Source organism: Sphingomonas sp. M6A6_1c (assembly GCF_053345135.1).
On record NZ_JBKEZO010000006.1, the window covers coordinates 57,284 to 81,101 of the forward strand.

Sequence of the window (23,818 nt, forward strand, 5' to 3'; positions counted from 1 at the left end):
GAGAGGGAGGGAGACGCGAAGCGTCGGAAGGGTGAGGGTGAGGTCGGTTACCGCGCCGGCCGCTCCGCCGCATAGTCCCCGTATTTGCCGAACTCGGCCCGGGCGATCGCGCGGTTGTGGACCTCGTCGGGGCCGTCGGCGAAGCGCAGCGTCCGCATCGCCGCCCAGGCATGGGCAAGGTGGAAATCCTGCGACACGCCGCCGCCGCCATGCGCCTGCACCGCATCGTCGAGGATCTGCAACGCCATGTTGGGCGCGGCGACCTTGATCATCGCGATCTCGACCTGCGCCGATTTGTTGCCCGCTCTGTCCATCATGTCCGCCGCCTTGAGGCAGAGCAGCCGCGTCATCTCGATATCGATGCGCGCCTTGGCGATCCGCTGTTCCCACACCGATTGATCGGCGATGCGCTTGCCGAAGGCGACGCGCGACAGCAGCCGCTTGGCCATCGCCTCGATCCCCGTCTCGGCGACGCCGATCGTGCGCATGCAATGGTGGATGCGCCCCGGCCCGAGCCGCCCCTGCGCGATCTCGAACCCCCTGCCCTCGCCGAGCAGCACGTTCTCCACCGGCACACGCACGTCCTTCATCACCACCTCGCCATGGCCGTGCGGCGCGTGGTCGTAGCCATAGACGCTGAGCATCCGTTCGATGGTGACGCCGGGCGCGTCCATCGGCACCAGGATCATGCTCTGCTGCGCGTGCCGCTTGGCCGTCGTATCGGTCTTGCCCATCACGATCGCGACCTTGCAGCGCGGATCGCCGACGCCGCTCGACCACCATTTGCGGCCGTTGATGACGTAATGGTCGCCCTCACGGACCATCGACGTCTCGATATTGGTCGCGTCGGACGAGGCGACCGCGGGTTCGGTCATCAGGAAGGCGGAACGGATCTCGCCGCGCATCAGCGGCCCGAGCCAGCGTTCCTTCTGCTCGCGGGTGCCGTAACGGTGGAACACCTCCATATTGCCGGTGTCCGGCGCGGAGCAATTGAACACCTCCGACGCCCAGTCGATCCTGCCCATCTCCTCGGCGCAGAGCGCATATTCCAGATTGCTGAGCTGCGTGCCCTCGAACGCGAAACTGTCGTCGACATGCGTCTGGCCCGAGTTCGGCGGCATGAAGAAATTCCACAGGCCCGCGGCCTTGGCCTTCTGCTTGCATTCTTCGATGACCGGGATCACCTTCCAGCGTTCGCCGGCATGCGCCTGTGCGTCATGCTCGGCCTGGCGCGGGCGGATCTCCTGGTCGATGAAGGTGCGCACCCGGTCGCGGAAATAGGTCTCGCGTTCGCTCAGCGTGAAGTCCATGCGCCTCTCTCCGACGTGTCTTTGGCGATGGTCTAGGCCGTACCGCACATTCGGTAAAGTGGTGTGACGCGGCGGGTCGCCGCTTTTCCACGCCTGATCGCATCGCCGAGAGAAAACACTGTTTCTTCTAAACCGGCATTGATAGACGGGTCGGATGGACCAGACGGAGGACGTGGGCAGCGCCGGCGCTGACGAGGAACAGGGCACGAAGCGTTTCCGCGCGAAACGCGACGCGATCCTGTCCGCCGCCGCCGAGGCGATCAACGAACAGAGCGCGAAGGGGATGACCTTCGCCGACGTGGCGCGGCGCGTCGGGCTCAACACCACCAGCGTCACTTATTATTTCAAGCGCAAGGAGGACCTCGCGGCGGCGGCGTTCGAGCACACGCTCGACCAGTTGCTGGCGATGATCGACGAGGCGAGCGCCGCGGCCACCCCGCGCGAGCGGGTGCGCCGCTATCTGGCGCTCAACATGGAGCGGCTTGCGCGGGTGCAGCGCGGCGAAGATCGCGCGATGGCGGTGCTGTCCGACCTGCGCGCCACCGAGGAGCCCAACCGTACCCGATTGATGAATCGCTGGCGCGAAGTGTTCCGGCGGACGCGCGGCCTGTGGGGCGCGGCGGCCAATCGCGCGGAGACCGATCTGTTTGGCGCGCGTGCGCACGTGCTGCTCGAAAACACCTTCTGGCTGCCGGTCTGGCTGGTCCGTTACGAGCCCGACCAATATGCCCGCGTCGAGGCGCGGCTGATGGACGTGTTCGACCATGGCATCGCGATCCCGGACGGCCGCTGGGCGCCGCAGCCGATCGACCTGACGCACGAGGAGAGCGAGCCGGGCCGCGCCGCCTTCCTGCTCGCCGCGACGCGGCTGATCAACGAGCTGGGCTATCGCGGCGCGTCGGTGCAGCGGATCGCGGCGGAGCTCAACGTCACCAAGGGCAGCTTCTACCACCATCTCGACGCCAAGGACGATCTCGTCATCGCCTGCTACCGGCGCAGCTTCGACACGATCTCCGACGCGCAGCGGCTGGCGGACGAGGCGGGCGGATCACATTGGCAGCGGCTGTCGAGCACGATCGCGACCTTGCTCGATGTGCAGTTCGCCGAGCGGACGCCGTTGCTGCGGACGACGGCGCTGTCGGGCCTGCCCGGGGTGGTGCGCACCGCGATGGTCGACCGGTCGAACCGGATCGCGCGGCGGTTCGCGGGCACGATGATGGACGGGATCGCCGAAGGATCGATCCGCGCGGTCGATGCGCTGGTCGCGGCGCAGGCGTTGATGGCGTTGCAGAATGCCGCGTTCGACATGCGCAAATGGGCCGCCGCGATGCCGCGCGAGCGGGCGGTGGCGATGTACGCCTCGACCTTGCTGTTCGGATTGTTCGACGACCGGGCGTTGCGGTGACGACGCTCGGCCAGGTGATCGCCGGGCTGGAGCCGGTCGCGCAGGGCTGGCGCGGCATTGTGCCCGAGACGTGGTTGCAGGGGCGGACCGCTTATGGCGGATTGTCGGCGGCGCTCGCGCTGCATGCCGCGATGGGGGCGGATGCCGACCTGCCGCCGCTGCGATCGGCGCTGGTGGCGTTCGTCGGGCCGCTGAGCGGCGCGATCACGGTCCGCGCCGAGGTGCTGCGCCGCGGGCGCAATGCGGCGTTCGTGCAGGCGGACGTCTCGGGCGAGGCGGGCCTGGGATTGCGCGCCACCTTCGTCTTCATGCGCGCGGTCGAATCGGCGGTGGACCATCGCGCCGGGTCGATGCCGGAAGTGGCGGTGCCGGGGCCTGCGGACGCCGTCATGCGCGGCCATCCGGCGGTCGCCTTCTCGCAGCATTTCGAGATGGTCGAGCGGCAGGAGGCGGGGCCGGCGGAATGGCTGCGCTGGGTGCGGCTGACCGATCGCACCGGGGTGGATCCGCTGGTCGCGCTGATCGCGGTCGCGGATTGCCTGCCGCCGGTGGCGCTGAAGCTGCTCGGCCGCCCTGCTCCGGTCAGCTCGATGACGTGGCAGCTCAACCTGCTCGGCGAGGCGCCGGTGACGCAGGACGGCTGGTGGCTGCTGCGCTCGGCCAGCGATTACGCGCGCGCGGGCAGTTCGAGCCAGGCGATGGCGATCTGGGCGGCGGACGGCACGCCGGTCGCCGAGCAGATGCAGAGCGTCGCGGTCTTCGCCTGATCGGCCCCCGCGGTCAGGGGGAGGATCATGCGACAGGTTGCGACAAATTCCACCGCACGCGACATACGGCCGCGACACCCGCCTGCCATAAGGAGAGGGTGCGGCAGGGATCGGCCCGCCGGGGGTGGAGGACGTCATGATATCGATGCGTTTCGGGCTCGCGATCGCGAGCGGGCTACTGACGGCCGCAGCAGGCGCGCAGACCGTGCCCCCTGCCCCGCCGCCCGGCGGCGGCATGATGCGGCTCGACGCGAACCACGACGGCGTCATCACCCGACCGGAGATGATCGCGGAGGCGGAAGCGCGCTTCGCCGCGATGGACGCCGACAAGGACGGCAAGGTGACGCCCGCGGAACGCGATGCGGCGCGTCCGCAATGGCGCGGCGGCGGTAACCGCCCGCGCGGCGGCGGCGACCGGGAGATGACCCGCGCCGAGACGCTCGCGCGCGCCGGCCAGCGCTTCGATCGGCTCGACACCAACCACGACGGCAAGCTCGATGCGGCCGAACTCGCGGCAGCACGGCCGATGCGCGGCCCGCGCGTCGGCGACATGCCCCCGCCGCCCGCCCCGGCCCAGTAACATCTTGACCGGGCGGGCAATTGCCCGTCCGGGCTTTGCAGGAAGGGTGCGCCGTGGCTAATGCCGAACCGATGGGAGACATGCCGCACCTGCTGCTCGTCGACGACGAGCGATCGATCCGCGAACCGCTCGCGCAATATCTCACCAAACAGGGGTTTCGCGTCACCCAGGCGGCGGATGCGGAGAGCGCGCGGACGCGGCTCGCCGCTTATGCGATCGATCTCGTCATCCTCGACGTGATGATGCCGGGCGAGGACGGCCTGTCGCTGTGCCGGCACATCGCCGCGACCAGCGATACGCCCGTCATCCTGCTCACCGCCAAGGCGGAGGAGACCGACCGGATCGTCGGGCTGGAAATGGGCGCGGACGATTATGTCGTAAAGCCCTTCTCGCCGCGCGAACTGGCGACGCGGGTCAAGGTCGTGCTGCGCCGTCTCACCGCGGGCGGCGCGCGCCAGCATGCGCCGGAAAGCGGCTCCTATGCCTTCGCCGGCTGGGTGCTCAAGACCGGCGAGCGCGCGCTGGTCGATCGCGAGGGCGTGTCGGTGCCGCTGTCGACGGGCGAATACAATCTGCTGCTCGCGCTGGTGACGCGGCCGCGGCAGGTGCTGACCCGCGACCAGTTGCTCGACCTGACGCAGGGGCGCGAGGCGGCGGCGTTCGATCGCGCGATCGACAATCAGATCAGCCGCCTGCGCCGAAAGATCGAGACGGACGCCAAACTGCCCGAGATCATCAAGACGGTGTGGGGCGGCGGCTATACGCTGGCGGCGGAGGTCACCCGCCTGTGAGCCTGATGCCGTGAGCCTGACGCTGTGAGACAGATGCTGTGAGACTCTGGCCGCGCAGCCTTGCCGGGCAGATGGCGGTCCTGATCGCGCTGGCGTTGTTCGTCGCGCAGGCGGTGAATTTCGGGCTGGCGCTGCGCGAGCGTGCGGCGTTCCGGCTGGCGCAGGCGACGCGGCCCGTCGCGATCCGCATCGCCGATGCGATGGAGCGGGAGGCGCAGGGCGGCCGGCCGATCCAGCGCGACCATGGCCGGATCCGGCGCGCCGACCGCAACGACATCCCCGCCGGGCTGCCGCGCTTGCCCGAACTGGCGAGCGAGCTGCGCGACCAGTTGCGCGAACAGGGGGTCGAGGTCGGACGGATCGACACCGGCGTGCGCGACTGGACGGCGGTGGACGATGCCGTGCTCGGCCGCAGCGTTCCGCGGGCCAACCGGACCCGGCGCGCCGGCGACCGGCCGGAACAGGCGCTGCTGATCGCGATCGAGCGACCGCATTCGGGCTGGCTGGCGGTGATCGTGCCGTGGGGCGACGACGGCGGCATGCACCTGTTTTGGCGATTGTTCGCGCAGACGCTGATCCTTTACGGCGTCGTCTTGCTGCCGGTCTTGTGGATCGCCCGGCGTATCTCGCGGCCGCTGCGCGAACTGACCGCCGCGGCGCAGCGCTTCGGCCGCGGCGGCAGCGAGACGCCGGTCGCGGTGGAGGAGCACGGGCCGGCGGATATCGTCGGGCTGGTGCGCTCGTTCAACGCGCTGCAATTGCGCGTCACCGCGATGCTCGACGAGAAGGACCGGATGCTCGGCGCGATCGGCCACGATCTGCGCACGCCGCTCGCCGCGCTGCGGGTGCGGATCGAATCGGTCGAGGACGACAACGACCGCGCGCGGATGGCGGACACGATCGCCGAGATGAACCGCACGCTCGACGACATCCTGTCGCTGGCGCGGATGGGGCGGCCGAGCGAGCCGCTGACCGAGGTCGATCTCGCCGCGCTGGTCGATGCGGTGGTCGAGGACTTCCGCGATCTCGGCCAGGACGTCGCGTTCGAGGAGGCGGACCGGCTGCGGATGCGACTGCGGCCGTCGCTGATCCGGCGGGCGATCCGCAATCTGATCGAGAATGCGGTCAAATACGGCGACGGCGCCGAGGTACGATTGGTCGCGGAGGCGACGGCGGTGCGGATCGAAGTCGCGGATCGCGGGCCGGGCATCCCCGAGGCGAGGCTGGGCGACGTGTTCGAGGCGTTCACCCGGCTGGAAACCTCGCGCAACCGCGATACGGGCGGGATCGGGCTGGGGCTGGCGCTGGCCCGGACGATCGTGCGTGAGGCGGGCGGCGACGTGCGGCTGGCGAACCGCGACGGCGGCGGCCTGTGCGCGACGATCGAACTGCCGCGCGGCTGACCGTTCTCCCGCTGCGCGGGGCGCATGCATATGGCTTCGGCCGGATCGACATTCGGAATCTTAGCAAAATTCCTCCCCCGCGAGGGGGAGGTGGCATGCCGAAGGCATGACGGAGGGGGAGGTAAGCGACACGTCTGTTCCGTGTCCCCCCTCCGTCAACGCTTTGTGCTGCCACCTCCCCCACTAGGGCAGGGCGATCGCATATGGCCATTGGGGTGCTGCAACGGCTTTCCCATCCCCGTCATGCCGGACTTGATCCGGCATCCCGCTTCTTCGCGCCGTCCAAAGAAGCGGGACCCCGGCGCAAGGCCGGGGTGACGAAGTGGATTTGGAGGGCGTACGACTTACCGTGAGGGTCATATCCGATACCCCTGCCCGCCAGGGCGAGGAATTCGACGGAAGGTCGATCCCGCCTAGTCCTCCGCGATCTGGCTGTGCGCCTGCGTGTCGCGCATCCGCCAATAGGTGATCAACGACACCGCAATCATCGCAGTGACATACCAGTAGAAAGCGCGTTCCATCTGCGCGTCCTTGAGCCACAGCGCGACATATTCGGCCGTGCCGCCGAACGCGGTGTTGGCCAGCGCATAGGGCAAGGCGACGCCGAGCGCGCGGATATGCGCCGGGAACAGCTCCGCCTTCACCACCGCGTTGATCGCGGTATAGCCCGTCACGATCACCAGCGCGGTCATCACCAGCGCGAAGGCGGCAATGGGGTTCTTCACCGTCTCCAGCGCGGTGAAGATCGGCACCGTCGCCAGCACGCCCGCGATGCCGAAGCCGATCATCAGCGGCCGACGGCCGATCCGGTCGGACAAGGCCCCTGCCAGCGGCTGCAACGCCGCATAGAGCGCGAGCGCCCCGGTCATCACCCAGGTCGCGGTTTCGCGGCTGAAGCCGCTGGTGTTGACCAGGAACTTCTGCATGTACGTGGTGTAGGCGTAGAAGGCGAGCGTACCGCCGGCGGTGAGCAGCACCACCGTCGCCGCCTGTCGCGGATGTTTGGAGAAGAGCAGCCAGCCGCTCGACTTGGGCTTGTCCTTGGCATTGGTGAACGCCTCGGTCTCCATCAGCCCGCGGCGGATGCGGAAGACGACGATCGCGAGCAGGCCGCCGAGCGCGAACGGCAGGCGCCAGCCCCATTCTTCGAGTTCGGCCTCGCTCAACACGCCTTGCAGCAGCAGCAGGGTGAACAGCGCGAGCAACTGCCCGGCGATCAGCGTGACATATTGGAAGGACGAGAAGAAGCCGCGCCGGTTCTTCCCCGCCATCTCCGACAGATAGACCGCGCTCGCGCCATATTCGCCGCCGACCGACAGGCCCTGCATCAACCGCGCGAAGACGAGCAAGGCAGGCGCCCCCCAGCCGATCGTCGCATAGCTCGGGCAGATCGCGATCAGGAACGCGCCGGCGCACATCAGCGTCACCGACAGCGTCAGCCCCGCCTTGCGACCGCGGCGGTCGGCGTAGATGCCCATGATCCACGCGCCGATCGGCCGCATGACGAAGCCGACCGCGAACACCGCGGCGGTGTTGAGCAATTGCGCGGTCGGATCGCCCTTCGGAAAGAAATGCGGCGCGAAATAGAGGCCGAAGGCGGAATAGACGTACCAGTCGAACCATTCGACCAGATTGCCCGCCGAACCGCCGAGGATCGATTTCAGCCGCCCCACCGGCGCCGCCGTCCCGCTCATTTGGCCGCCCCGGCCGGGAAGCCGCGCTTCTTCAGCAGCGCGTTGACGTCGGGATCGCGACCGCGGAAGGCGCGATAGGCCTCGGCGCGATCGGTCTCGTTACCGGTCGAGAGCAGGATCTTCGCGAAGCGGTTCGCGGTCGGCTTGTCCCACGGACTGCCCGCCTCCTCGAACGCCGCGAACGTGTCGGCGTCCATCGTCTCCGACCAGAGGTAGCTGTAATAGCCGGCCGAATAGCTGTCCGACGAGAACAGGTGATTGAACTGCGGCAGGCGGTGCCGCATCACGATCTCGCGCGGCATGCCGATCTCGGCGAGCGTCTTGCGCTCGAACGCGTCGGGATCGACGACCCCGTCGGCGACCGTGTGCAGCTTCATGTCGACGATCGCCGAGGACAGATATTCGGTGGTGGCGAAGCCCTGGTTGAAGGTCTTCGACGCCTCGATCTTGTCGAGCAACGCCTGCGGCATCGCCGCGCCGGTCTGATAATGGCGCGCATATTTGTCGAGCACGTCGCGGGTGAGCAGCCAATGCTCGTTCACCTGGCTGGGATATTCCACGAAGTCGCGCGGCGTGCCGGCGAGGCCCGGATAGGTGACGTTCTGCAGCATCGCGTGGATCGCGTGGCCGAATTCGTGGAACAGCGTCTGCGCGTCGTCGAGGCTGATGAGGATCGGCTCGCCCTTCGCGCCACGCGCGAAATTGTTGTTGTTCGACGACAGCACCGTCTGCGCCGGGGCGAGATTGCGCTGGCTGCGATAGGTATTGGCCCAGGCGCCCGAGCGCTTGCCCGTCCGCGCGAAATCGTCGCGGTAGAACAGGCCGACTTCCTTGCCGTTGCGGTCGGTGACGTGCCAAACGCGCATGTTCGGCTCGAACACCGGCACGGTGCCGGTGATCTCCTTGAAATTCAGCCCGTACAGCCGGTTGGCGGCGTAGAGCGAACCCTGGATGATATTGTTGAGTTCGAAATAGGGTTTGAGCTGCGCCTGATCGAGGTCGTAGCGGGCCTTGCGCACCTGCTCCTGATAGAAGCGATAGTCCCACGGCTCGATCGTGATCTTCGCGCCGCTCTTGTCGGCGATCGCCTGCATGTCGCGGACCTCTTCGCCGACCCGCGCCTTGGCGGCGGGCCAGACGCGCAGCATCAGGTCCATCGCCGCGGCGGGCGTCTTCGCCATCGTGTCCTGCATCCGCCAGTCCGCATGCGTCCTGAAGCCGAGCAGATGGGCGCGGTCGGCACGCAGTTTGACGATCTGCGCGATCACCGCATTGGTGTCGTTCGCGTCGGCGTTGTCGCCGCGGTTGGTGAACGCGCGCCACACCTTTTCGCGCAATGCGCGGTTGCTGGCGAAGGTGAGGACGGGGTCGACCGCCGAACGCGTGTTGACGATCGCCCAGCCGGTCTGGCCGCGCTCGGCGGCGGCGGCCTTGGCGACCGCCCTGACGCTGTCGGGGACGCCGGCGAGCTGCGCCTCGTCGGTGACGAGGATCGCGGTGCCCTCGTCGGCGAGCAGGCGCTTCGAGAAGTCGCTGAACGCGCTGGCGAGCTGCTGGTTGTAGGCCGACAGCTGGGCCTTCTGCGCGGGGTTCAGCCGCGCGCCCTGGCGGACGTAGCTGTCATAGGTGCGCGTCACCAGCCGCTGCTGCTGCGCGTCGAGCTTGCCCCGTGCCTTGTAGACCGCCTCGATGCGGGCGAAGAGCTTGGGGTCGAAGGTGATCGCGTCCGAAGCGGCGGCGAATTTGGGCGACCATTCGCGGTCGAGCGCCTGATAGGCCGGGCTGTTCATATTGCCGGTCATCACGCCGAACAGCGTCATCACCCGGCCATAACGCTGGCCGGCGAGCTGCATCGGCACGAAGGTGTTGGCGAAGGTCGGCGCGGCGGGATCGTCGGCGATGCGGCGATAATCGGCGGCACGTTCGGCGAGCGCGGCTTCGAACGCCGCCGGGAACAGTTCGGGCCTCACCTTATCCCAGGGGGGAACGCCGCCGTATGGGCCGGTCCAGTCGGCGAGCAGCGGGTTGGCGGCGGGCGTCTGCGCCGTGGCATCGGTGGCGATCAGCGTACCGGCTCCGGCGAGGATGGGCAGGCCTGATGCGGCGGCGACGAGGATATGCAGCAAGACGTTCTCCGGATCGTTCGGCCGCCTAGCATAGCCGCTGATCCCGTCACGTCACCCCGGCTGATTGGCCTGCAGCTGCGCCTCGTGCACCGCGGCGAGCAGGCGGCGACCGGTCTCGGCCGCCGCCGCCGGCGTCATCGCCACCGCGACGCCGCCGGGGCCGTCGAGCAGGACCTGTCCGTTTTCCACGGTGACGATGCCGGCTTCGGTATTGACGCGATAGGGCCGGCCGGCGGGATCGTCGCTCGGCGTCATCCCGTCTTCCACGCGCCGGCATCCGAATAGAGATAGTCGCTGGCGAATTCGGCGACGGCACACAGGCCGGGAAGGTCCAGTATCTCCACCCGCCCGTTCTTGAAGGTAAGCAACGCCCGTTCCCGCAACGTCCGCAAGGTGCGATTGACATGCACACCCGTCAACCCACACCCCTCCGCGAGATCGGGCTGGGTGAGCGGCAGGTCGAAGCGTCCGTCGCGCGCCAGCCCGACCATCTGCAACCGCGCGTACAGCTCGCAGAAGAAGTGGGCCAGCCGCCCGTCGGCGCCGAGGCGGCCGAGACGGAATATCCACTCGCGGTGCATCGCCGCGTCAATCAGGGTCGCGAACCACAGGAAGCGGGTCAGCGTCGGATGACGCTCGGTGATCCCGACCAGCGTCTGATGATCGAACAGCGCCATCCTGACCGGCCCGAGCGTGCCGACGTCATGATCGAGCCGTCCGGTCGGAAAACCGTGGAGATCGACGAAGTCGCCCGGGATATGGACCGATACGAGCTGCCGATAGCCTTCGCGATCGTCCATGTAGCGGGTGACGTAGCCATCGATCAGCATCATGCTGGTTTCGACCGGCTCGCCGCGGCGGACCAGCTGGTGACGCGCGGGATAGTCCTTCACGGTCGTCGCCGCCTCTTCGAGCACGCGGCGCTCTTCGATCGTCATACCCGTGCGTCCCCGGCCCATCAGGAAGCGGCCGGTTCGTGGGAATTGGGCGACATCGTCCTGAGTCGATGCACTATCCTTCGGGTCGTCTCTCATCGATACACTCTAACACGGGTCGGTGGCGTAACGTTCCATCGCAAGCTTCACGTCGCCGCGCAAGCCAGCCTCGCCGGCGTGTCTGTCCTGACGCCGAGATGCGCTTCGAGCTGGGCGGCACGGGTGTCGGCGCCGTGTTCGGCAAGGACGCGCGCGCGCGCGGCGTGGCCGATCGCGGCGGCGTCGCGATCGAGCGCGGCGACGACGTCGGCACCGGTGTCGGCGAGGATGATCTCGCGGCCGTCGTCGAGGATCGCGTCGAGCCCTGGCCACCGGTCCGAGATGATCGGCGTACCGCACGCCGCCGCCTCGAACAGGCGTACCGAGGGCGACCAGCCGGCGGTGATCATGTCGGCGCGGGTGACGTTGAGGGTGAAGCGCGAGGCGGAGTAGAAAGCGGCGTGATCGGCGGGCGGGAGATGGTCGATCCGCTCGACGTTCGCCGGCCAATCGATGCCGGCGGGATATTGCGGGCCGGCGACGGCGAAGCGCCGCTGCGGCTGGGCGCGGGCGACGTCGATCAGCAGACGGGTGAGCGTCGGCTGGCGATCGTCGCTGTAGGTGCCGAGATAGCTCAGGTCCCAGCGCTTGGGCACGTCGAGCGGACGATAGGCGGCGATGTCGACCGAGCAGAACAAGGCGCGGGCGGCAGGCGAGCCGAAGTCGCGCTCCAGCCGGTCAAGCGTCGGGCCGCCGGTAAAGCTGAGATAGACATCGTAATCGGGGATGATCGCCGGGTCGAGATATTCGAAGTCGCCGCGGGCGAGCTTGGCGAGTGTCACCGGGGTGTCGATGTCGTAGAAGGCGGTGGTGCCCCTCGCCTGCCGCTGCACGTAGCGGCCGACCGCGACGCCTTCGGGCACATAGGAGCCGACGATCACCGCGTCGGCAGCGGCGATCTGAGGCCGCCAGCGGGCGAGATCGTCGAGGTCGCTGTAATAAGCGAGGGTGCAGAAGTCGGGGTCGATCAGGTCGCGGTGGTCGCCGGCGTACCAAGGGACTTCGCGCTCGAGGAACAGGATGTCGTGCCCGCGGGCCGCATAGGCCTTGAGCAAAGCGCGGAAGGTGGTGGCGTGACCGTTGCCCCAGGACGACCCGAGGCTGAGGCCGAGGACGACGAGCCTCATGCCGGCTGCTTCGCGCGATGCACCTGGAAGAGCGCGTCGACCTGTTCGGCGCGCAGGTCGTAGGTATGTTCGGCGAGAACGCGGGCGCTCGCGGCGGCGCCGATCGCCTCGGCGCGGGCGGGGGTAAGCGCAGCGAGATGGTCGGCGACATCCTGCCCGTCGCGGGCGACGAGCACCTCGCGGTCGGGGACGAGGAACTGCTCGATCCCCTCCCAGGCGTCGGTGATCAGGCAGGCGGCGGCGCCCGCCGCCTCGAACACGCGGGTGGCGGGCGAGAAGCCGATGTTCGCCATGCTGTCGCGGGCGACGTTGAGCACGGCGCGCGGGGTGCAGTTGAAGGCGTTGTGTTCGGCGGTGTAGACGTGGCCGCGGTGGCGGACGTTGGCGGGCATCGCCTTGCTCTCCCACCCGTTGCCTCCGATCAGGAAGCTCTGCTCGGGCAGGCGCGCGGCGGGGCGGAGGAAGAACTCCTCGACCCGCGCCTCACGGTCGGGCAGCCGGTTGCCGAGGAAGGCGAGGTCGCAGGCGAAGCGCGCGTCACGCGGCACCGGATGGTGCGTGTCGGGGTCGAGTGCGTTGTAGACCGGGATGCAGCGTGCCGCGCCGAAGCCGGTATAGGCATCGATCACCGGCGGGCCGCCGCCATAGGTCAGCACCATGTCGAGCGCGGGCAGCGCCTGCAGCACGGGGTGCGAGGCGTCGGCGCGCATCTCGTCGAGCGTCGCGGCGGCATCGACGTCCCAGAAGATCTTGAGCGCGTCGGGGCGGGCGTGACGGAGGATGCCGGCGAGCAGCTCGGCGTCGAAGACGCCGACGCCATTGGCCTTGACGACGATGTCGGCGTCGGCGGCCTCGGCGAGGACGGCGTTCATCGCGTCGATCGTCGCGGGGTATACGACCGATTTGGCGTAGGGCGGCGGATCGATGTCACGATGCTGCTGGCGGTCGAAGGCGTCGGGTTCGTAGAAGGTGATGGCATAGCCGCGGGCGTGGAGCGCCTTGAGGATGCCGCGATAGTAAGTGGCGGCGCCGTTCCAGTAGCTGGAGACGAGGCTGGAGCCGTAGAAGGCGATCTTCATGCTGCATCCTTGCGGGCGGAGGTGGCGAGCCGGGCGACGATGGCGAGCAGTTCGTCGACGCGGTGGGCGCAGGTGTGGCGGGCGAGGATCGTCTCGCGGCCGGCGGCGACGAGCGCGGCCCTAAGTTCACTATCCTCGCGTATATCACGCAGGGCACCGGTCATCGCATCGCCCGAGTCCACCATGAGGAAGTCCTTGTCTTTACGGAATAATCCTTCGGTATCCTGCCAGGGGGCGGAGACCAGGGGGATGCCGCAGGCGAGCGCCTCGAACACCCGGATCGTCGGTATGCCGGGCAGGATGGTCGCATAATAGCGGCGGGGCACGTGCACGGTCGCCAAGGCCTTTGCGAACAGCGCCGGCGCGGCGGCGTTGGGCGCCCAGCCGTGATAGGGGATGGCGTAGCGGGTGAGCATGTCATGCGCCGCCTGCGGATAGCGGACGCCGTAGATATCGAGCGCGATTTCCGCCGCGCGGCTCGGTTCGAACAGATAGGTTTCGAGTTCCTCGGTCCGTTCGCCGTCGCCCCAATTGCCGATCCAGACGAGGCCGTCGCGCGGCCCCTCGACCGCGGGCGGATGGAAGCGGCGGATGTCCGCGGCCTCGTGCCACGTCCAGACGCGCCCGCCCCAGCCCCAGCCGCGATAGACCTCGCTCAGCGTCTCGCCGAAGGCGAGCACGCCGTCATAGCCGGACAGGTCATAGGCGCGCATCTGATCGGGCTCGCTGACCGCGCGATGGTGGGTGTCGTGGAACAGCAACGTCCAGGGCGCGCCGCCCTTGCGGAGGCGACCGATCTCCGCGACCAGCGCATGGTCGTTCCATTCGTGGACAAGGACGAGATCGGCGCCGTCGACCATCTCGGCGACATCGACGCCGGTGGGATAGCTGACCGAACCGAGCTCGGGATAGGCGCTGCGATAGGCGTCGAGCCCCTCCGGGCCGTGATCGGCGACGAGGTTGGTGAGGCTCCACGCATTTTCGGGCGCATAGACGCGTACGTCATGATCTCGCGCGATCAGCTCGCTGAGCACGCCGCGCAGGAAATGGGCGTTGCCGTGGTTCCAGCAGGAGGCGAGGCTGTGGGTGAAGTAGACGATCTTCATGCGGCGGCTTTCCGGGCGTTCGGGTACGCGGCGATCGTCGCGCGATAGAGCGCAAGCATCCTATCGGCGGTCGCGTCTGGGGTGTAGCGGGCGGCACGCTGGCGCGCGGATTCGCCGAGTGCGGCGCGGCCGGCGCGGTCGTGGACGAGTGCTTCGATGGCGCGGCACCAGTCATCGCCGTCGAGTGCGACGAATTGCGCCGCGCCGTCCCACAACTCGCGGAAGGCGGGGATGTCGGCGAGGACGAGCGCGCAGCCGGCCTGCGCGGCTTCGAGCACGGCGAGGCCGAAGGGTTCGAAGCTGGCGGCGGAGACGAAGATCGGCCGCCGGGCGAGATGCGCGGCGAGCTGATCGCCCGAGAGGTGGCCGAGCTCGCGCAGATGCTGGAGGCGGATCGTCTCGCCATGCGGCCCGCGCGCCGCGCCGGCGGCGAGGAACGGGATCGGCAGGCGCGCGGCGGCGCGATCGAGCAACGCGGCGTTTTTCACCCCGTCCCACAGCCGGCCGACGGTCAGCGCGAGATCGGCGACGGGCGCGGCGGGATCGACCGCGCGCGCGGGCGTGCGGCCGTTGTGGATGGCGAGCACCGGCTGCGTCAGGTGATAATGGCGCGCGACGATCGCGGCATAAGCGGCGGTGGGCGCGACGACGCGGTCGACCGCGCGCAGGCCGTCGCCGGTGAGCGCGCGGTGCCAGAGAAAGGCGTCGGCGAGCGGGGTAGCGCGCGCCGCCTCCCACCAGGTCGAGACGCAGCCGTGCGCGACCGCGATCGCGGGGATCGGGAGCGGCGCGGCGGCGGCGAGCGTCGGCATATTGTAGTGGACGAGGTCGACGCGATGGTCGGCAGCGAGCGCGGCGATGGCGTGGCCGGCGGCGCGGACGGGCGCGGCGTCGGTACAGGTCCAGTCGAGCGGCAGGTCGGTGACGATGAGGGTGATCGGGGCCGGGGTGGTCGGGGCGTGGGTGGCTGGGGCGGACAGCATCGCGCGCTGGTCGGCGGTCGGCGGGGGGCCGAGGACGGCGACGATGCATTCGACGCCGCGCGCCGCGAGCGCGATCGCCAGTTCGGCGGTATAGTGCCAGACGCCGCCGACCGCATCGGTGGTGAGCAGCAGCTTCATTCGGCCGCCACGGGGATCGCTTCGGCAATGGCGACGTCGAAGCCGCGTTCGGTGGCGAGCCAGCGGGCGAGTTCGGCGACGCCGTCGCGCCACGGCACCTTGGCGGACAGATCGAGCGCGGCATCGGCGGCGCGGGTGTCGGCGACGAAATAACGCTGGTCGCCGGCGCGCCAGTCGGAGGCGTGGACCGCGACCTCGCGGCCGATCAGTCTGCCGATATGCGCGAGCAGGACGCGCAGCGAGACGGCATTGGCGGGACCGCCGCCGAGATTGAACGCCTTGCCGCTGACCCGATCGATCCGCTGCCAGGCGCGGACATAGGCGTCGACCGCATTGGAGACGTCGAGGATGTCGCGGACCTGATAACCGTCGCCGTACAAAGTGATCGGCTGGCCTTCGAGCGCGCGGATCAGGAAATGCGCCACCCAGCCCTGATCCTCGGTGCCCATCTGGCGCTGACCGTAGATGCAGCTCATCCGCAGCACCGCGGCGGGGACGCCGTAGCTGCGCGCGTAATCGAGGACATATTGGTCGGCGGCGCCCTTCGACACGCCATAAGGCGTGTGGAAATCGAGCGGGCGGCGCTCGCCGATGCCGTGGCTGCGCACCTGTTCGTCGATCGGCACATAAGCGTCGCCGGCGCGCGCGAAGGCGAGATCGCCGAGGTCGCCATAGACCTTGTTGGTCGAGGCGAAGACGAGCGGCGTGCCGGGCTTGCGGCGCAGCGCCTCGAGCAGGTTGAACGTGCCGAGGATGTTGATCTCGAGATCGTCGCGCGGGTCGTCCATGCTGGTGGTGACCGCGACCTGCGCCGCCATGTGGAACACCGCCTGCGCCTCAGCCACCGCGCGGCCGATTTCGTCGGCGTCGCGGACGTCGGCGCGGATCGCGGTGATGCGCGCGCCGTGACGGTCCTGCAGCCAGCGCAGGTTGCGCTCGACCCCGGGTCGGCTGAGCGTATCGTAGACGAGCACGTCGTGACCGTCGCGCGCGAGCCGGTCGGCGATGTTCGAGCCGATGAACCCGGCGCCGCCAGTGACGAGGATCGGCGCGCCGCCGTCGCGCGGAGGACGCTGCTGCGGAGACGGGGTCATGCGACCAGTCCCCGCTTTTCGAGTTCGGCGCGCGCCTTGGCGACATTGTCTTCGGCGCTTTGTTCGCCGACCCATTCGGCGAGTTCGGCAAGTCCTTCGATAAAGTCCTGGCGCGCGGTGAAGCCGAGGCGTCGTTCGGCGAGGCTGGTGTCGCAGAAGCAATGGCGGATGTCGCCGATCCGCGCCTTGCCGACGATCTCAGGCCGGATGTCGTTCTTGTTCATCGCTTTGGCCAAAGCCTCGGCGACCTGCGTCACCGACCGGTCGTGGCCCGAGCCGATGTTGAAGGTCTGGTCGACCGCCTCGGGCAGCACCAGCGCGTCGGCGAAGGCGCGCGCGACGTCGCTGACGTGGACGAAGTCGCGGCGCTGCTCGCCATCCTCGAAGATCATCGGCTGCTGGCCGTTGAGCAGGCGCGAGGCGAAGATCGCGAGCACGCCGGTATAGGGATTGGAGAGGGCCTGGCCGGGACCATAGACGTTGAACAGGCGCAGGCAGACGCCTTCGATCCCATAAGGCTTGGCCATGATATGGGTGGTGCGCTCCTGCACGTATTTGTTGAGCGCGTAGATCGAGGCGAGGCTGGGCCGCTTCCATTCGGGTGTCGCCACCGGGGTGAGCGGGCGACCCTGCGCATCGAGCGGGTCCCAATTCGCCATGCCGTCGCGGACCGCGCCGCGTTCGGCATTCTCGACATCCCTGCCGTCTTCGTCGCGATACAGCCCCTCGCCGTAGATCGACATCGACGAGGCGGTGACGACGCGGCGGACCGGCTGGTCGATCAGCTTCTCGAACAGCACCGCGGTGCCGACGTCGTTGGTCGATGTGTAGCGTTCGACCTCGTACATCGACTGGCCGACGCCGACCTCGGCGGCGAGGTGGATGACGCTGTCGACGCCGGCGAGCGCGCGGGCGACCGCATCGCCGTCGCGGATGTCGGCGCGGATCAGTTCGACCTCGTCGTTGAGCAGCGGCGGCCGATCGACGTCGCCGTGGACCTGCGGGATCAGGCTGTCGAGGACGCGGACGCGATTGCCGCGGCGGAGCAATTCGTCGCCGACGAAGCGACCGATGAAACCGGCACCGCCGGTGATCAGGACGGTCTCGCTCACGCTATATTGATCCGGATCAACGACATGCCGGGGGTGATCGTGTCTGTTCGTGGCATCCGTCGCCCGCCCCTAATCGCTGAACAATCGCTGGAGAGATGGAACGAAGCTTCTTCTTCTTTGTTCCTAAGGGGTTAGCCGACATTCTTCTTGATCGATATCAAGACGAGCCGGGGCGCTGACGGCAGCGAGGCGGGGTAGACAAGCGACAGCATGGCAGTGACGGCGACGTTCCTTTTGATCCGGCATGCCGCCCATATCCATCTCGACCGCCGCCTGTCCGGGCGGATGGACGGCGTGCCGCTGAGCGACGCGGGCCGCACGCAGGCAGAGGCGCTGGCCCGGGCATTGGCGGCGCGCATCACCGACGAACCGATCGACCGGATCGTGTGCAGCCCGCTGGAGCGCACGCGCGAGACCGCCGCGGCGATCGCCGCCGCCTGCCACCTGCCCGCCCCCGAGCCGGTCGACGCGCTGATCGAGATCGACATGGGCGACTGGACCGGCGTCGCGTTCGAGGACCTGCACGGGCCGGCGTGGGACGCGTGGAACGCCGAGCGCGGCACCGCGCGCATTCCCGGCGGCGAGACGATGGCGGAGGCGCAGGCGCGGATCGTCGGCTGGCTGACGCAGACCGCCGCCGCGCAGGACGGGGCTCGCATCGCGCTGGTCAGCCATTCCGACATGATCCGCGGCGCGGTCGCCTTCGCGCTCGGCCTGCCGCTCGACCATCTGCTGCGCTTCGACATCGGCCCTGCCTCGGTCAGCCGGATCGTGGTCGGCGATTGGGGCGCGCGGCTCCTCAGCCTCAACGAAAGACTGGCAGCATGACCCCCGAGACCCTGCGTGCCGAAGTGGCGCGGCTCGCGCCGTGGTTCCACAACATCGACCTCGGCCACGGCATCCAGACCGCACCCGATCATTTCCTCGGCGACTATCCGCGCTTCAAGTTCGCGCGCTTCGCCGACGCTTTGCCCGCCGACCTCACCGGCAAGTCGGTGCTCGACATCGGCTGCAACGCCGGTTTCTATTCGGTCGAGATGAAGCGGCGCGGCGCCGACCGGGTGCTGGGGATCGACAGCGACGATCGCTATCTGGCGCAGGCGCGGCTCGCCGCCGACGCCTTGGGGCAGCATGGAATCGAATTCCGCAACCTCTCCGTCTACGACGTGGGCGCGCTCGGCGAGCGGTTCGACCTCGTGATCTTCATGGGCGTGCTCTATCACCTGCGCCATCCGCTGCTGGCGCTCGACCTGATCCGCGAGCATGTCGCGGGCGACCTGATGCTGTTCCAGACGATGCAGCAGGGCAGCCGCGCGGTCTATCCGGTGCCCGAGGATCACCCCTTCCACATGCCCGGCACGCATACGCCGCCGCCGTTCTTCGACGAGCCAGGCTATCCCAAACTGCACTTCATCGAGCGCGAATTCGCGCACGACTGGACCAATTGGTGGGCGCCCAATGCGGCGGCGAGCGCGGCGATGCTGCGCGCGGCGGGCTTCGCGATCCTGGAGCAGCCGGAAACCGAGGTCTATCTCTGTAGAGCCGCACCGGTGCCTTATGGCGAATACGGGCCGGCAGCGGTCTATCCGAGCAGGGGGAATAACGCATGATCGAAGCGGCGATGATCTGGAACGAGCCCAACAACAAATCCCATTGGGACCCGGAGGTCGATCCCGACTGGTCGATCTTCGCCGACACGGTGATCCGCGCCGGCAATGCGATCCACGCGGTCAACCCGGCGGTGACGCGGGTGCTCGGCGGGATGAGCCCGATCGATCCCGAATGGGTCAAGCGCATGCGCGCGCACGGTGCGCTCGACGCGGTCGACGTGGTCGCGGTGCACGGCTTCCCGCTCGACTGGAATTTGTGGCCGATCCACGCCTGGCCCGACAAGATCGCCGAGATCGAGGCGGTGGTGCCCGACAAGCCGATCTGGGCGACCGAGGTCGGCGTCGGCAGCTTCGGTGCCGAGGAGGTGCAGCAATTCGGCGTGCGCCGCACCGCCGAACTGCTGCTCGACCGGGTGCCGCGGGTGTTCTGGTATTCGCTCTACGACCTGCCGCAAAGCTGGGGCGCGACGACGCGGCACCGCGAGGCGGAGGGGTCGAGCTATTACCGGCATTTCTACATGGGGCTGATCCGCGAGGACGGCACGCCCAAGCCGAGCCTCGACGATTATGCCGCGGTGGCGGACCGGATGGGGCTGATGCAATGGTTCCATTATCAGGACCCGCGGCTCGACGAGGCGGTGGCGTGGATGAAGCGGCTCGGCACCAAGCGGCTGCGTACCGGGCTGAGCTGGGCGGACAGTTTCCGGCCCGATGCGATCGACTGGTTCGACCGGCAGATGGCGGCGCTCGCCGATTTCGAGGTGACGGTGACCTTCTGCTTCACCCCCGAGCATCTCGGCGTGCAGCCGCATCACAGCAGCGCGGCACGCGATCCGCAGCAATTCGCCGACTTCTGCGCGTGGATGATCGACCGTTATGCCCCCGCCGCGGTGGTGGCGCCGCAGACCGCCGTGGCATGAGCCCGGCTGCCGCGCTGGCGGCTCGCGAAAGCGGCGATGGCGTCGATCATGAAGGTCATAAATGATGGAAGATCAGTTGGTTGCAGGGACGATGCAGGCGGCGATCCTCGCTGCGCCGGGACGGATCGAGGTCACCGGCGCGCCGCTGCCGGAGCCGCAGGCGGGCGAGGTGCGGTTGAGGCTGGAGGGGTGCGGCGTGTGCGCGTCGAACCTCGAACCCTGGGCGGGGCTGCCGTGGCTGACCTATCCGGGCGAGGCGGGCGGGCTCGGCCATGAAGGCTGGGGGCGGGTCGATGCGGTCGGCGAGGGCGTCGCGATGCTGGCGGTGGGCGATCGCGTCGCCGCCCTCTCCTATCGCTCGTTCGCAGATTACGACGTGGCGGCGGCCGACCGGGTCGCCAAATTGCCCGCCGCGCTCGACGGCCAGCCGTTTCCTGGCGAGCCGCTGGGCTGCGCGTTCAACATCTTCCGGCGCAGCGACATCCGCGCCGGGCAGACGGTGGCGATCATCGGCATCGGCTTCCTCGGCGCGGTGCTGACCAAGCTCGCCAGCGATGCCGGCGCGCGGGTGATCGCGATCTCACGGCGGCAGGAGAGCCTCGACCTCGCGACGCATTACGGCGCCGCCGAGACGATCCCGATGCACGACCATTGGCAGATCATCGAGCAGGTCAAGGCGCTGACCGGCGAGGCGATGTGCGAGCGGGTGATCGAGGCGGTCGGCAAGCAATGGCCGCTCGATCTCGCCACCGCGCTGATCGGGTTCGGCGGCCGGCTGGTGGTGGCGGGCTATCACCAGGACGGGCCGCGGCAGGTCAACATGCAGGAGTGGAACTGGAAGGGCATCGACGTGATCAACGCGCACGAGCGCGACCCCGCGGTGCAGATGCAGGGCCTGCACGAGGCGATCGACGCGGTGGCGAGCGGCCGGCTCGATCCAGCGCGGCTGTACACGCACCGCTTCCCGCTGGAGCGGCTGGGCGAGGCGCTGGATGCGACGCGCGACAAGCCGGAGGGGTTCGTAAAGGCGTTGGTGGAGCTGGGGTGAGGATCGATGATTAGACCGCGCGTGGGATTTCTCGGGACCGGATGGATCGGCCGGCATCGGATGGAGGCGATGGTCGCGACCGGGGCGATCGAGGTCGCCGCGATCTGCGATCCGTCCGACGATTGCGTGCGCGACGCCGCCGCCCTCGCGCCGGCGGCCGTGGTCATGCCGTCGCTCGATGCGATGCTGGCGCTGGGGGTCGACGGGGTGGTGATCGCGACGCCGTCGGCGCTGCATGCCGATCAGGCGATCGCGGTGCTGCGCGCCGGTGCGGCGGTGTTCTGCCAGAAGCCGCTCGGCCGGTCGGCGCCGGAGACGCAAGGCGTGATCGCGGCGGCGCGCGCCGCCGACCGGCTGCTCGGCGTCGATCTGTCCTATCGCCATACCGAGGCGATGCGGGCGATCGCCGCGCTGGTCGGCGACGGCACGCTCGGCGAGATCTTCGCGGTCGATCTGACCTTCCACAACGCTTATGGCCCGGGCAAGCCGTGGTTCTTCGATCCGGCGCAGTCGGGCGGCGGCTGCGTGATCGATCTCGGCGTGCATCTCGTCGATCTCGCCTTGTGGACGCTCGGCTTCCCGGAGGTCGGCGCGGTCGAGGCGGTGCTGCTCGCCGGCGGGCGGCCGCTGCGCCCCGGCGAGGTCGAGGATTATGCCACCGCGCGCTTCGACGCCGGCGGTGCGACGGTGCGGCTCGCCTGTTCGTGGAACCTGCATGCCGGGCGCGACGCGGTGATCGAGGCGGCCTTCTACGGCACCAAGGGGGGTGCGGCGCTGCGCAACGTGTCCGGTTCCTTCTATGACTTCACGGCGCAGCATTTCACCGGTACGCACGCGGCCACGCTGACCGCGCCACCCGATGCCTGGGGTGCGCGGTCGGCTGCCGTTTGGGCGGAGCAGCTCGCTGCCTCGCCCGCATTCGATCCTGCCGCGGCGCTGTTCGCGCGCAGCGCCGAGGTGCTCGACCGCATCTATGGCCGATAGGAAGGACAGAGCGCACGCACATGGTTGAAACAGGGTTGTTCGAGCCCGGCCGCAACGTGTGGCGGGTGGCCCGCGCCGAGCGGCTGTCGGTGATCGTCGACGCCGATCGCTATTTCGGCGTCGCGCGCGAGGCGTTCGCGCAGGCGAAGCGACGGATCATGCTGGTCGGCTGGGACTTCGACGCGCGCATCCGGCTGGTCGGCAGCACCGGCACCACCGAGGGGCCGGAGACGGTCGGCGATTTCCTCTACTGGCTGGTCGAGCGCAACCCGAAGCTGGAGCTGTACCTGCTGCGCTGGGACGTCGGCGCGATGAAGTCGGTGCTGCGCGGCAAGACGATGTTCACCGTGCTGAAATGGGCGCGCCATCCGCGCATCCACGTCAAGCTCGACCACCATCACCCGACCGCCTCGTCGCATCACCAGAAACTGGTCTCGATCGACGATTGCCTCGCCTTCTGCGGCGGCATCGACATGACCGCGGAACGCTGGGACACGCGCGCGCATCGCGACGACGATCCCGGCCGCAAGCTGCCCGGCGGCAAGCCGTACAAGCCGTGGCACGATGCGACCACCGCGATCACCGGCCCGGCGGCGGCGGCGCTGGGCGACCTCTGCCGGCAGCGCTGGCGATTGGCGACGGGCGTGAAGCTGCCGCCGGTCGAAGGCGAGAGCGGGTGCTGGCCGGCGTCGCTCGAACCGACCTTCGAAGGCGTCGACCTGGGCATCGCGCGCAGCCAGCCGGAGATGCCGGACGAGACGCCGGTGACCGAGATCGAGGCGCTGTTCCTCGACCAGATCCGCAGCGCGCGCCGCCACATCTATTGCGAGAGCCAGTATTTCGCCTCGCGTCGGATCGCCGAGGCGATCGCGGCGCGGCTCGACGAGGCGGACGGGCCGGAGATCGTCATCGTCAACCCGCTGACCGCGCAGGGCTGGCTCGAACCGCTGGCGATGGATACCGCGCGCGCCCGGCTGGTCGAGACGCTGCGGCGGCGCGATACGCACGGGCGGCTGCGGCTGTACCATCCGTTCACCCGCGGCGGCACCGCGATCTATTGCCACGCCAAGATCACGATCGTCGACGACCGGCAGCTGCGCGTCGGTTCGGCCAACATCAACAACCGCTCGCTGCGGCTCGACACCGAATGCGACGTGGTGCTCGATGCGGCGCGGCATCCCGACGAGGGGCTGGAGGCGAAGATCGTCGCGGTGCGCAACGACCTGATCGCCGAGCATCTCGACGTGCCGGCGGAGCGCGTGGGCCAGTTGATCGAGCAGACGGGGTCGCTGATCGAGACGATCGAGCGGCTGCGCGGGCCAGGCCGCTCGCTGCGGCCCTATGCCGTGCCGGATCTGGACGGCGTCGAGAAATGGCTGGCGGACAATGAGGTGCTCGACCCCGAAGGGCCGGGCGAGATGTTCGAGGCGGTGACGCACCGCGGCCTGTTCCGCGGGCGGTTGCGGCGGGCGCGGTAGGGGCCGCATTTCAACGTCCGAGTGATCTG

General features: G+C 68.9%; 22 protein-coding genes. 11 read left to right on the forward strand and 11 right to left on the reverse strand.

From position 1 onward, the window contains the following. Positions 1–47 precede the first annotated feature (47 nt). Positions 48–1,310: an acyl-CoA dehydrogenase family protein gene (locus ACLBWH_RS13645; RefSeq protein WP_447799472.1), complete on the reverse strand. Its 1,263-nt coding sequence runs from the start codon at positions 1,308–1,310 to the stop codon at positions 48–50. Positions 1,311–1,464: 154 nt separating this feature from the next. On the opposite strand from ACLBWH_RS13645, the gene ACLBWH_RS13650 reads away from it, so the two are divergent. The 5 genes from ACLBWH_RS13650 to ACLBWH_RS13670 all read left to right on the forward strand — a co-directional run bounded on the left by ACLBWH_RS13650 (position 1,465) and on the right by ACLBWH_RS13670 (position 6,256). Beyond that, entirely contained in the window at positions 1,465–2,715 is a 1,251-nt protein-coding gene (locus ACLBWH_RS13650; RefSeq protein WP_447799473.1) for a TetR/AcrR family transcriptional regulator, read from the forward strand. Then, a complete protein-coding gene (locus ACLBWH_RS13655; protein WP_447799474.1) occupies positions 2,712–3,482 on the forward strand; it encodes a thioesterase family protein in 771 nt (256 codons plus the stop codon). The genes ACLBWH_RS13650 and ACLBWH_RS13655 overlap by 4 nt, the downstream gene beginning before the upstream one ends. Before the next feature lie 136 nt (positions 3,483–3,618). After that, positions 3,619–4,062 (forward strand): hypothetical protein, encoded by a 444-nt coding sequence (locus tag ACLBWH_RS13660; RefSeq protein WP_447799475.1) that lies wholly within the window; start codon positions 3,619–3,621, stop codon positions 4,060–4,062. A 71-nt stretch (positions 4,063–4,133) separates the two neighbouring features. Then, positions 4,134–4,853, forward strand: coding sequence for a response regulator (locus ACLBWH_RS13665; protein ID WP_179508821.1), 720 nt, complete (start codon positions 4,134–4,136; stop codon positions 4,851–4,853). A 71-nt stretch (positions 4,854–4,924) separates the two neighbouring features. Continuing rightward, positions 4,925–6,256 (forward strand): HAMP domain-containing sensor histidine kinase, encoded by a 1,332-nt coding sequence (locus ACLBWH_RS13670; RefSeq protein ID WP_447799743.1) that lies wholly within the window; start codon positions 4,925–4,927, stop codon positions 6,254–6,256. 413 nt (positions 6,257–6,669) lie between these two features. On the opposite strand, the gene ACLBWH_RS13675 is transcribed toward ACLBWH_RS13670, so the two are convergent. From ACLBWH_RS13675 to ACLBWH_RS13720, 10 genes are all read right to left on the reverse strand, one after another. After that, positions 6,670–7,950 carry an MFS transporter gene (locus tag ACLBWH_RS13675; protein WP_447799476.1) on the reverse strand — a complete coding sequence of 427 codons (1,281 nt, stop codon included), beginning with the start codon at positions 7,948–7,950 and terminating at the stop codon, positions 6,670–6,672. Then, positions 7,947–10,076, reverse strand: coding sequence for a M3 family metallopeptidase (locus ACLBWH_RS13680; RefSeq protein WP_447799477.1), 2,130 nt, complete (start codon positions 10,074–10,076; stop codon positions 7,947–7,949). The genes ACLBWH_RS13675 and ACLBWH_RS13680 overlap by 4 nt, the downstream gene beginning before the upstream one ends. A gap of 51 nt (positions 10,077–10,127) precedes the next feature. Next, positions 10,128–10,343, reverse strand: a complete 216-nt coding sequence (locus tag ACLBWH_RS13685; RefSeq protein WP_447799478.1) for a hypothetical protein — start codon at positions 10,341–10,343, stop codon at positions 10,128–10,130. After that, positions 10,328–11,014 (reverse strand): Crp/Fnr family transcriptional regulator, encoded by a 687-nt coding sequence (locus ACLBWH_RS13690; RefSeq protein ID WP_322847766.1) that lies wholly within the window; start codon positions 11,012–11,014, stop codon positions 10,328–10,330. The genes ACLBWH_RS13685 and ACLBWH_RS13690 overlap by 16 nt, the downstream gene beginning before the upstream one ends. A gap of 143 nt (positions 11,015–11,157) precedes the next feature. Continuing rightward, positions 11,158–12,237, reverse strand: a complete 1,080-nt coding sequence (locus tag ACLBWH_RS13695) for a CgeB family protein (protein ID WP_447799479.1) — start codon at positions 12,235–12,237, stop codon at positions 11,158–11,160. Next, positions 12,234–13,316, reverse strand: coding sequence for a CgeB family protein (locus ACLBWH_RS13700; RefSeq protein ID WP_447799480.1), 1,083 nt, complete (start codon positions 13,314–13,316; stop codon positions 12,234–12,236). Before ACLBWH_RS13700 ends, ACLBWH_RS13695 begins: the two co-directional genes overlap by 4 nt. Then, positions 13,313–14,422, reverse strand: a complete 1,110-nt coding sequence (locus ACLBWH_RS13705) for a CgeB family protein (RefSeq protein ID WP_447799481.1) — start codon at positions 14,420–14,422, stop codon at positions 13,313–13,315. The genes ACLBWH_RS13700 and ACLBWH_RS13705 overlap by 4 nt, the downstream gene beginning before the upstream one ends. After that, positions 14,419–15,543: a glycosyltransferase family 4 protein gene (locus tag ACLBWH_RS13710; protein WP_447799482.1), complete on the reverse strand. Its 1,125-nt coding sequence runs from the start codon at positions 15,541–15,543 to the stop codon at positions 14,419–14,421. Before ACLBWH_RS13710 ends, ACLBWH_RS13705 begins: the two co-directional genes overlap by 4 nt. Continuing rightward, positions 15,540–16,637 (reverse strand): SDR family NAD(P)-dependent oxidoreductase, encoded by a 1,098-nt coding sequence (locus ACLBWH_RS13715; RefSeq protein ID WP_447799483.1) that lies wholly within the window; start codon positions 16,635–16,637, stop codon positions 15,540–15,542. Before ACLBWH_RS13715 ends, ACLBWH_RS13710 begins: the two co-directional genes overlap by 4 nt. Next, on the reverse strand, positions 16,634–17,749 hold the full coding sequence (locus tag ACLBWH_RS13720) for an NAD-dependent epimerase/dehydratase family protein (RefSeq protein WP_322847760.1): 1,116 nt from the start codon (positions 17,747–17,749) through the stop codon (positions 16,634–16,636). Before ACLBWH_RS13720 ends, ACLBWH_RS13715 begins: the two co-directional genes overlap by 4 nt. Before the next feature lie 216 nt (positions 17,750–17,965). Here ACLBWH_RS13720 and ACLBWH_RS13725 point away from each other — a divergent pair, with 216 nt between their 5' ends. From ACLBWH_RS13725 to ACLBWH_RS13750, 6 genes are all read left to right on the forward strand, one after another. Next, on the forward strand, positions 17,966–18,577 hold the full coding sequence (locus tag ACLBWH_RS13725; RefSeq protein ID WP_447799484.1) for a histidine phosphatase family protein: 612 nt from the start codon (positions 17,966–17,968) through the stop codon (positions 18,575–18,577). Further along, on the forward strand, positions 18,574–19,359 hold the full coding sequence (locus ACLBWH_RS13730; RefSeq protein WP_447799485.1) for a TIGR04290 family methyltransferase: 786 nt from the start codon (positions 18,574–18,576) through the stop codon (positions 19,357–19,359). Before ACLBWH_RS13725 ends, ACLBWH_RS13730 begins: the two co-directional genes overlap by 4 nt. Further along, positions 19,356–20,279: a glycosyl hydrolase gene (locus ACLBWH_RS13735; protein ID WP_447799486.1), complete on the forward strand. Its 924-nt coding sequence runs from the start codon at positions 19,356–19,358 to the stop codon at positions 20,277–20,279. The genes ACLBWH_RS13730 and ACLBWH_RS13735 overlap by 4 nt, the downstream gene beginning before the upstream one ends. A 61-nt stretch (positions 20,280–20,340) precedes the next feature. Beyond that, on the forward strand, positions 20,341–21,327 hold the full coding sequence (locus tag ACLBWH_RS13740; RefSeq protein ID WP_447799487.1) for an MDR/zinc-dependent alcohol dehydrogenase-like family protein: 987 nt from the start codon (positions 20,341–20,343) through the stop codon (positions 21,325–21,327). Positions 21,328–21,333: 6 nt separating this feature from the next. After that, positions 21,334–22,311, forward strand: coding sequence for a Gfo/Idh/MocA family protein (locus tag ACLBWH_RS13745; RefSeq protein ID WP_447799488.1), 978 nt, complete (start codon positions 21,334–21,336; stop codon positions 22,309–22,311). Between the two features lie 20 nt (positions 22,312–22,331). Beyond that, positions 22,332–23,789, forward strand: coding sequence for a phospholipase D-like domain-containing protein (locus tag ACLBWH_RS13750; RefSeq protein ID WP_447799489.1), 1,458 nt, complete (start codon positions 22,332–22,334; stop codon positions 23,787–23,789). Positions 23,790–23,818: the final 29 nt, after the last annotated feature.

Excerpts from the sequence above, each read along its gene's own strand:
- ACLBWH_RS13690 (WP_322847766.1), bottom strand. The coding sequence starts at position 11,014 with ATGACGATCGAAGAGCGCCGCGTGCTCGAAGAGGCGGCGACGACCGTG.
- ACLBWH_RS13750 (WP_447799489.1), top strand. The coding sequence starts at position 22,332 with ATGGTTGAAACAGGGTTGTTCGAGCCCGGCCGCAACGTGTGGCGGGTG.
- ACLBWH_RS13645 (WP_447799472.1), bottom strand. The coding sequence starts at position 1,310 with ATGGACTTCACGCTGAGCGAACGCGAGACCTATTTCCGCGACCGGGTG.
- ACLBWH_RS13670 (WP_447799743.1), top strand. The coding sequence starts at position 4,925 with ATGGCGGTCCTGATCGCGCTGGCGTTGTTCGTCGCGCAGGCGGTGAAT.
- ACLBWH_RS13740 (WP_447799487.1), top strand. The coding sequence starts at position 20,341 with ATGATGGAAGATCAGTTGGTTGCAGGGACGATGCAGGCGGCGATCCTC.
- ACLBWH_RS13715 (WP_447799483.1), bottom strand. The coding sequence starts at position 16,637 with ATGACCCCGTCTCCGCAGCAGCGTCCTCCGCGCGACGGCGGCGCGCCG.
- ACLBWH_RS13660 (WP_447799475.1), top strand. The coding sequence starts at position 3,619 with ATGATATCGATGCGTTTCGGGCTCGCGATCGCGAGCGGGCTACTGACG.
- ACLBWH_RS13710 (WP_447799482.1), bottom strand. The coding sequence starts at position 15,543 with ATGAAGCTGCTGCTCACCACCGATGCGGTCGGCGGCGTCTGGCACTAT.
- ACLBWH_RS13665 (WP_179508821.1), top strand. The coding sequence starts at position 4,134 with ATGGGAGACATGCCGCACCTGCTGCTCGTCGACGACGAGCGATCGATC.
- ACLBWH_RS13745 (WP_447799488.1), top strand. The coding sequence starts at position 21,334 with ATGATTAGACCGCGCGTGGGATTTCTCGGGACCGGATGGATCGGCCGG.
- ACLBWH_RS13650 (WP_447799473.1), top strand. The coding sequence starts at position 1,465 with ATGGACCAGACGGAGGACGTGGGCAGCGCCGGCGCTGACGAGGAACAG.
- ACLBWH_RS13695 (WP_447799479.1), bottom strand. The coding sequence starts at position 12,237 with ATGAGGCTCGTCGTCCTCGGCCTCAGCCTCGGGTCGTCCTGGGGCAAC.
- ACLBWH_RS13675 (WP_447799476.1), bottom strand. The coding sequence starts at position 7,950 with ATGAGCGGGACGGCGGCGCCGGTGGGGCGGCTGAAATCGATCCTCGGC.
- ACLBWH_RS13730 (WP_447799485.1), top strand. The coding sequence starts at position 18,574 with ATGACCCCCGAGACCCTGCGTGCCGAAGTGGCGCGGCTCGCGCCGTGG.
- ACLBWH_RS13735 (WP_447799486.1), top strand. The coding sequence starts at position 19,356 with ATGATCGAAGCGGCGATGATCTGGAACGAGCCCAACAACAAATCCCAT.
- ACLBWH_RS13705 (WP_447799481.1), bottom strand. The coding sequence starts at position 14,422 with ATGAAGATCGTCTACTTCACCCACAGCCTCGCCTCCTGCTGGAACCAC.
- ACLBWH_RS13700 (WP_447799480.1), bottom strand. The coding sequence starts at position 13,316 with ATGAAGATCGCCTTCTACGGCTCCAGCCTCGTCTCCAGCTACTGGAAC.